Below are 476 nucleotides of genomic sequence, written 5' to 3' on the forward strand. Positions count from 1 at the left end.
AGCTCAACCCCGGCTCACCCCCGGGAAAGCGGCTCGCCGAGGGTGCCACGCTGCTGCTGGCGAGCTCGCAGCGGCCGATCCAGATCGACGAGGTGCTCGGCCACCTCGACGGCGACGCCAGGGCCGCGCTGACCGCTCTGCTCGAGGAGTCCGACACAGCCCTGGCCTCCGCGCCGCAGGAGCTCCCCGAGGGGCTGTCCGCCACCGACACGGTGGTGACCAGGCTCAAGCCGGTGCTTACCGCGCTGCAGACCCGCCGCGACACCATCCAGCGGCTGGTCACCGCGCTCAGCGAGATCTCTACGGCCATCGGTGGTGACGGCGGCCGGCTGCGCGCGCTTGCCGACTCGCTGCAGACGACGCTGGGCGCGGTGGGGGAGCACAGTTCCGCGACCGACTCGGCACTCGCCCAGCTGCCCGATCTCACCGATCAGCTCAAGCTGGCCACCGAGGCGGTGCAGTCGCTCAGCGGGGAG

At 72.3% G+C, this 476-nt stretch carries 1 pseudogene; it reads left to right on the forward strand.

From position 1 onward, the window contains the following. Positions 1–476, forward strand: a pseudogene (locus DD1DGNOD_RS26920) (MlaD family protein); the annotation flags it as partial.

This window comes from Candidatus Protofrankia californiensis (assembly GCF_900634765.1).
Classification (GTDB): domain Bacteria; phylum Actinomycetota; class Actinomycetes; order Frankiales; family Frankiaceae; genus Protofrankia; species Protofrankia californiensis.